This window comes from Niastella sp., assembly GCF_045805085.1.
GTDB lineage: Bacteria > Bacteroidota > Bacteroidia > Chitinophagales > Chitinophagaceae > Niastella.
Genome location: NZ_JBJMLX010000064.1, coordinates 1 through 6,973, shown reverse-complemented (window position 1 = coordinate 6,973; position 6,973 = coordinate 1). Strand labels below are relative to the sequence as shown.

The 6,973-nt window shown below is 43.6% G+C and carries 6 protein-coding genes and 1 tRNA gene; 3 read left to right on the top strand and 4 right to left on the bottom strand.

Features of this window, described 5'->3' with window-relative positions; all coding sequences use genetic code 11:
• Together ACJ751_RS02705 and ACJ751_RS02700 are read right to left on the bottom strand one after the other, a co-directional pair.
• Window positions 1–2,089: hypothetical protein (locus ACJ751_RS02705; protein WP_407743837.1), on the bottom strand; the 2,089-nt coding region annotated here is incomplete at its 3' end.
• Window positions 2,090–2,624: 535 nt separating this feature from the next.
• Window positions 2,625–2,984 carry a chorismate mutase gene (locus ACJ751_RS02700; RefSeq protein WP_407743836.1) on the bottom strand — a complete coding sequence of 120 codons (360 nt, stop codon included), beginning with the start codon at window positions 2,982–2,984 and terminating at the stop codon, window positions 2,625–2,627.
• Between the two features lie 122 nt (window positions 2,985–3,106).
• Between ACJ751_RS02700 and ACJ751_RS02695 the strand changes: the two genes are divergently transcribed.
• Complete coding sequence (locus ACJ751_RS02695; protein ID WP_407743838.1) at window positions 3,107–3,340, top strand: macro domain-containing protein; 234 nt, start codon at window positions 3,107–3,109, stop codon at window positions 3,338–3,340.
• 263 nt (window positions 3,341–3,603) lie between these two features.
• Here ACJ751_RS02695 and ACJ751_RS02690 read toward each other — a convergent pair whose 3' ends face one another.
• Complete coding sequence (locus ACJ751_RS02690) at window positions 3,604–4,353, bottom strand: DeoR/GlpR family DNA-binding transcription regulator (protein ID WP_407743835.1); 750 nt, start codon at window positions 4,351–4,353, stop codon at window positions 3,604–3,606.
• A 123-nt stretch (window positions 4,354–4,476) separates the two neighbouring features.
• Between ACJ751_RS02690 and ACJ751_RS02685 the strand changes: the two genes are divergently transcribed.
• Together ACJ751_RS02685 and ACJ751_RS02680 are read left to right on the top strand one after the other, a co-directional pair.
• Complete coding sequence (locus ACJ751_RS02685; protein ID WP_407743834.1) at window positions 4,477–5,742, top strand: MFS transporter; 1,266 nt, start codon at window positions 4,477–4,479, stop codon at window positions 5,740–5,742.
• Window positions 5,743–5,846: 104 nt separating this feature from the next.
• Window positions 5,847–6,437: a dihydrofolate reductase family protein gene (locus ACJ751_RS02680; protein ID WP_407743833.1), complete on the top strand. Its 591-nt coding sequence runs from the start codon at window positions 5,847–5,849 to the stop codon at window positions 6,435–6,437.
• 278 nt (window positions 6,438–6,715) lie between these two features.
• Here the strand turns inward: ACJ751_RS02680 and ACJ751_RS02675 are convergent.
• A tRNA-Glu gene (locus tag ACJ751_RS02675) sits at window positions 6,716–6,790 on the bottom strand.
• Window positions 6,791–6,973 lie beyond the last annotated feature (183 nt).

Genomic DNA, 6,973 nt, shown 5'->3' with positions numbered 1-6,973 from the left:
TTACATAACCCGCGCTGTCGAGGCTTACTACCCAGTTGGCGGCACTGGTGGCATTATAGGTAAGTATAACCGAAGAAGCCGGGCCATTCCAGCTTTCGAAGGTAATGCGACTGGTATCGGATGCGCCGCCCACTTTATGCATGCGTATTTGTTCATTGTAAGTTCCGGGCGCCACATCGAAGGTCACCCAACCCCCAATGCCACAATCAAGGGCAGCCACCGCCTGCGTGAACGACCAGAAGTTGTTGGGCGTACCGGCAGGCGCTGAAGGATTGATGGTATATACGCCCGATAACAGCGGCGGATTCATGATCACCTGGGCAATAGTGCTATAAGCCGTATCGCCACCACATATCACTATGCAACGGAAATAATTGTTGCCGGTAAGTTCGGTTTGATAGTCCTTCTTATAACGAAATCCGCTGATGCTGGTCCATGGGCCGGTAGCCGATGGTGCGCTTTGCCATTGATAGGTTTGCGTACCGCCGCTGGAGTTACCGGTAAGAGTAAGGCTGATGGTTGTTCCCAGGCAAACACCCGTATTGGGATTGGCCACGGCAGTGCCCGCTACCGGGGGCGCTATGCAGGGCGGAATGGTAAATTCATAACAGCCGATGTCGGGCGTGGTGGCGCTGCGTGGCGCATTGTTGATATCGGTACTAACACCAACGGGTTCGCCCAGGTTATCTACCGACGCCACCATGGGTGTAAAGTTGTCGGTCACCAGTGGATCGGTATATACCGGGTCTTCCGATACCGAATGTGCATCCTGTGCCGATGCCGTTTGCCAGTTGGACAGTGTATTGTAAGCAGTGCCCTTATAATAGCCAATATGATAGTTGGAACCCGGGCCGGTTACATAATAGTCATTGTGGTCGGCAGTGACACTGCTATTGCCATCTACATATTCCGCATATTTATCGCCATTGCCGCCACGGCTAACGGTGACCAGGTTGTTCCTGAACACGACACCCACGGTTGGACCGGTTTGGAAGAAGGCTGCGGTAATGTAAGGACTGCCCCCGGTGTCGAGCGAAATCGTATTGTGATAACATAAAATATTGTCGCTACTAATGTTCTCCACGGCATAGATGGCGCCCTGTCCGTACATTTTATAAATAAGGTTATTGTTTGCCTGGTTTTCCATCCCCACAGCGGCACTGGCATGGTTGAAAGCAATGGCATAGGTGGTACCAGTGCTCGTAGAAGTTTCGGGAAAGGAATGGTGGATCCTATTCCCGGATATATACACGCTGTTGCTGGGGTTGTTGAGGTATATGCCATAGAAGTTACTGGAGCCGGTGCGGTTGGGCCGGCTGATGTCGTTGCCCTCAATGAATGTGCCGCTCGTGAGCATGATGTACATGCCGTAGGAAAAGAAATTCTTAATGACATTATTAGTGAATTTGTTGCCCGAAACGAAACTGCCTGTTCCACCAACCAGCACCACCCCTGAAAATCCGCCGGTGACGGTGTTGCGGTTAAAGAGGTTGCCATCGCATAACGTATTGCCAGGGGTGATGGAACCATCGTCGAAAGCATTGATCACAATACCATTATAATACGAAGATGCACTGGCATCGTTTGCTTTTATGATACAACGGCTGATGGTATTGCTGTCGGCATTGCTGAGCAGTTGCACGCCAAAGCCGTAAGGGCCGCTTCCGGTGGCATCGATCACCAGGCTGTCGAAGGTCACGAAATCGGCGCCGCGCAGTTTGATCACGGCTCTTTCGGTATTGTTGTTCGAACTGAATTGAATGGTATTGCCGTTGCCGTTGAAGCTGATGGTATTTAAAGCCGATGCCCCCGGTACAGGAGCCATAATGAGCTGTTCATTGTAAGGGCCTGTATTGGGCGCTACATTGAATACCACGGCCGAATCGATACCATTTTTAATAAAGTTATAGGCATCGTTGAACGAAGCAAAGGTGCGCGGGGTACCAGCAGGCGCCGTTCTGTCGATGGTGTATTCGGTTGTACCAACACTTGTGTTTGTTTGAGTACGCCCATATACGGCCGATAACAACAGGATGGCCAGGAACCAAATGTATTTTCCTGGCAGCAAAACGGAGTAAATTTTTTTCATGAACCAGCGTTTATTCGTGAATGATTTATAGACAATCAACGATTTAGGTTGGTTTGCTTAAAATTTTGTCAGGTGCGCCACCGGGGGCACACTGAATCATTTTAAGGATCAATAAACTACTGGTGATTTACTTTGCCATACCAAGGGCGTTGGTGCGATATATTATACGAGGGGCTGTGGTGTTACTGCAACTCTTGCTTTGGCAAGCCGGTACCGAAAGAGTCATCGTAAAGATTTGTTGAATATACACATAAAACGATTATGGAATACTGACAGTTCTGAAATCTTTCTAAATTTTATAATGCTTTAAAAGTGGGGGCACTATCAGAGCTCGTAAAGGACTTGCACCTTTAAGTTTATGATTATGCCGGGCGCACAACAAAAAGAGGCTGCTCTTGGTAGAACAGCCCTTTTCAATTTGCCAGGGTTAAACCTTTGTGCCTTTAAAATAAACTTTACCGATGGTTGAAATGCCACACTTTTGGTGTCTTTATTCCTCTATTGTTAACAGCAGATTTTGTGCCGTGAGGCTTCTTCACTGCTGCGGCTTTAATGCTTCTTGTTGCCGGATGCTTTCTTTGTGAATATCTTCATAAAGAGCTTTAATAAATTCCTCTGAAAGCCCCTTTTCTTTACCATAGGTTATTGCTTGCTGAAGTACCTCATTGAATCGATTGGATTGTACAACTCCCATATTATGTGTCAGCTTATATGCTCCAATAGTTCTTGCAGCTTCCATTCTCTCGCCCAGAAGACGAACAATTTCTTTATCAAGCTGGTCAATTTTATCTCTAAATATTGTAAGTGAGTCACGTTTCGCAGCTGTTTGTGTTTGTGCATTTGTGGTTATCAGCCCCATTGCTAACATACATGTGAAAATTATTCTTTTAATCATAAGTAAAATAATTATTATAAAAGTATAAGCTCCTGTTCAAAGGTAAGTTTCGATGAGAGAAATTCCGACAATATTAACAGGCATAAACCCGCGAACATTATTAAGATTTTCAATACGATGCGATCGTAAGTCCGGCCAATTCATTTGGTTTTATGGATGGAGGTGTTGATTATGTCATTTCGGAACGGTTAGGGTGGGGGCTGGAAAAAGAATTGCAAAAAAGAATAAAGGCATTGCCCGAAGGGGAGTTATTAGTAGGCAGGGCATTGATTTTAGAAACTGGTGATCCGCATATTCCATTTTTAATTTCTGCGCGGGAATGGGACCCCGTTCGAACACTTGCCGGAACTTGTTGATTTTACTATCGTGCTTCAGGAAAATGAATCTTCAATAAGTTAATGACTTGATACATTTTGAGTCTGGCTATTGTCTTTCAGTATTCGCAGTAATTACAGCTATGCCAGCTATTCATCCTTTTTCTTCCTTATGTTATACACGCTGTTCTTATCATTCTTTGCCATGTCGCGGCTATAAAAGCTGTCATCTTGCAGGATTGGTGGTTTATGTAATGCATTGTTGCCAAGCTTTTGGAGAAAGCTCTTGAAAATGAAAAACATTCTTACATTACCGTAATTCCGGAATCTTTAAAATATTGCTCTGCAAGTTCTTTACCTTCTTCATCGGTGATAATGGTATCAACCGATTCAAGCGGACAGATAAAAAAAGCTTCTGCCGTGTTTATTCTTTCGGCAGGTGTTAATGCAATTACTCGTTTCGACACATCCACAATTGCTTTTTTTACTTCGCTTTCTTCGTAATTGATTGTGGTAACTCCAATCGTAGGGTCAATACTGCATATCCCCATGAAATAAATGTCTGCGCGCACTTTGTTAAAGAAACGGATGGCATCCTGCCCGATGGCTGTGTAAGCTTCTTTGAGCAATCTACCCCCAGTAAACAATACTTCAATGTTCGGGTGTTCTTCAAGTACGTTCACTATGGGAAAACTGTTTGTTACAACAGTAATCAGAAGATCGTGTGGCAGAATGGAGGCGATCGCCAGAGCGGTAGTGCCACCATCGAACACAACCACCTGTCCGTTATCCAATAACCCAACGGCTTTTTCTGCAATGACTTTTTTCTCGTCTGTTTTATAATGCAACCGGTCACTGAAATGATGTGGGGTAGGAGAATGGGGAATGGCGCCACCACGAACAGCTTTCAACTGGCCATGTTCAGTAAGTTCTTTCAAATCTCTTCTCACGGTATACTCCGAAACATTTAGCAGCTTGCTTAATGTCTTTAAGGTTACTTTCTGGTCTTCCGAAAGCTTCTTTAATATAAATTGAAATCGCTCTTCTTTCAACATATTGTGCAATATTATGCAATATAATCTTCTTGTATGCTATTTCTTAAGATTTTTAATGAATAAATTGCCATAATGTGCAATTTTAATTAAATAATTTACTATTTTAGTTGCAAAATATAGCAAATGATTGCAAGTGTTGACAAAGTAAAAAGGACCAATCCGCAATTGCGTAAATGGTTCTTACGCAAACATAGGAGCGATTTAATTTCACCCAAACACGAAACGCCAAAAGAAGCATCCAGGCGCGCAAACAGGTTTGCGGTAAGTGCAATGTTCTTTATGCATGGATTGTGTTTTGCCAGCTGGGCCGCTCGTATTCCAACCATAAAGGAAAGTATCAAACTTTCAGATGCCGCCCTTGGCAGTGTTTTGTTTGCCCTGCCCCTGGGCTTTTTCATTGCACTACCATTTGCGGGCTGGCTTATTGCGAAGGCCGGAAGTAAAAAGGCTGTTGTTTCTTCCGCAGTTTTTTATAGTTTGTCACTGGTTTTAATTGGAAGCTCATCCAATGTTCTGTATCTGGTTCTGTCCTTATTTTCTTTTGGCTTCTTCGCCAACATCCTGAACATTTCTATCAATACACAGGCGGTTGCAGTGGAAGGTTTATATAAGAAAAGACTAATGGCTACTTTTCACGGGTTATGGAGTTTAGCAGGCTTTGCGGGAGCGGGTATTGGCACCTGGCTGATAGGACACAACGTACTACCCCTTAATCATTTTATTTTTATATGCGCCACTTTTCTTGTCGTAAATGTTGTTTGTGCTTTTTACATCGTGAAGAACGACGAGGTCGCCGCGGAAAAGCGCCCTGTTTTCGCAATGCCCGATAAGTCGCTGATAAAACTTGGGTTTATTGCTTTTTGTTCAATGATGGCGGAGGGCGCAATGTTCGACTGGAGCGGGGTTTATTTTTCTAAAGTGGTACACGTAGACAAGCAACTGACCGGCATTGGCTATACAACCTTTATGATAGCAATGGCAGGCATGCGATTCTTTGCTGATAACCTTTCAGGTCGTATAGGCTTAAAGCGAATATTGCAGGCAAGCGGGTTACTAACAACAAGCGGACTGCTGCTATCTGTAATATTTCCCGAAATGATGCCGGCATTGTTAGGATTCTTTTTAATCGGCATTGGCGTTTCTTCGGTTGTACCAATGGTCTATAGTGCAGCAGGAAAATCGAAAACGCTCTCTCCGGGAACAGCTTTAACCGCAGTTTCTTCGGTGGGCTTTATGGGATTTCTGATAGGCCCACCCGTTATCGGCTTTATTGCAGAAGCAACTAGCCTGCGAATTTCCTTTCTTACGATCACAATCATGGCAGTCTTCGTTGTGGTTCTTGCATCTTTCACGGGCGATGAAAGGAATCAGCCGCAAAAGAAAATTTAGTTCATTTTAACCGTTTGCAAACGGTTAATAAAAAAACGGATTGTACTGATAACAATACCAACTGTTGATCGGCTTCTTATTGATTTATATTTAATACAGAAAATATGAACAAATTAATTCTTGAAACACAAATAAGTATTGACGGATATATAGCCAATGAAAATGGTGGAACGGATTGGATGATTTGGAATTGGGGGCCCAATTGGAATTGGGATAAAGATTTGCAAACCTATCATACGAACCTAAACAAATCCGTCAGCAATATTCTGATAAGCAGCCAAATGGCGCAGGAAGGATTTAATGCTCATTGGCAACAGGTTGCACAAGACACAACAGACACACGGTTCGACTTTGCCAGCCATATAGTTAATACAAATAAATTGGTAGCCAGCAGGACATTGACAAAGGATATTCAAATTCCGGGCGGTTGGCATAACTTGTCTATTCTCGACGGAAATTTGGAAGCAGAGATTGAAAAATTGAAAAATTCAAACAGCGGCGACATTATTGTATATGGCGGTGCAACACTTGTTTCATCTTTGATAAATGCTGACCTAATTGATGAATATCATTTAATCATAAATCCCGTAGCATTGGGTAAAGGATTGGCAATTTTCAAAAAGCAGGCAAACCTGAAAATGGTAAACGCAACATCATTTACGTGTGGAATTGTCGTTAGCCATTATAGAAAATAAAAAGAAATGATAGAAAACAACGAACCGCCAACATCGTATTGGCAATAGGCGGGCTGATTCTGAAAAAATAATACTGCCGCAAACAAAAGTATTTGCAATAGCAGGGCTTGACGGAACAACAATCGGCTGCAAATGAAAAAAAGGTGAAGGCAGCCACTGTAGCGAATTTCAGCGTTTTTTATTTTAAATATTTGCAGCAGATTTTTACAGGTCCGATTCTCTTTTTGTATCCAATAAAAAAGCCTCGTAATCTTTCAATTACAAGGCTTTACATTTTCTGGTACCGCGTACGGGATTCGAACCCGTATCACCACCGTGAAAGGGTGGTGTCCTAGCCCTTAGACGAACGCGGCTCGTTGTGAATGTAAAGATAGGGGATCAATTTTCTCCCATCATCTTTTTCTCTGCCGGGGGAACAAAAAAGCCTCCCGACTTGTCGGGAAGCTTTTCCAATTTTGCCAAGGTTGAACCTTTGTACCGCGTACGGGATTCGAACCCGTATCACCACCGTGAAAGGGTGGTGTCCTAGCCCTTAG

Excerpts from the sequence above, each read along its gene's own strand:
- ACJ751_RS02690 (WP_407743835.1), bottom strand. The coding sequence starts at position 4,353 with ATGTTGAAAGAAGAGCGATTTCAATTTATATTAAAGAAGCTTTCGGAA.
- ACJ751_RS02685 (WP_407743834.1), top strand. The coding sequence starts at position 4,477 with ATGATTGCAAGTGTTGACAAAGTAAAAAGGACCAATCCGCAATTGCGT.
- ACJ751_RS02680 (WP_407743833.1), top strand. The coding sequence starts at position 5,847 with ATGAACAAATTAATTCTTGAAACACAAATAAGTATTGACGGATATATA.
- ACJ751_RS02700 (WP_407743836.1), bottom strand. The coding sequence starts at position 2,984 with ATGATTAAAAGAATAATTTTCACATGTATGTTAGCAATGGGGCTGATA.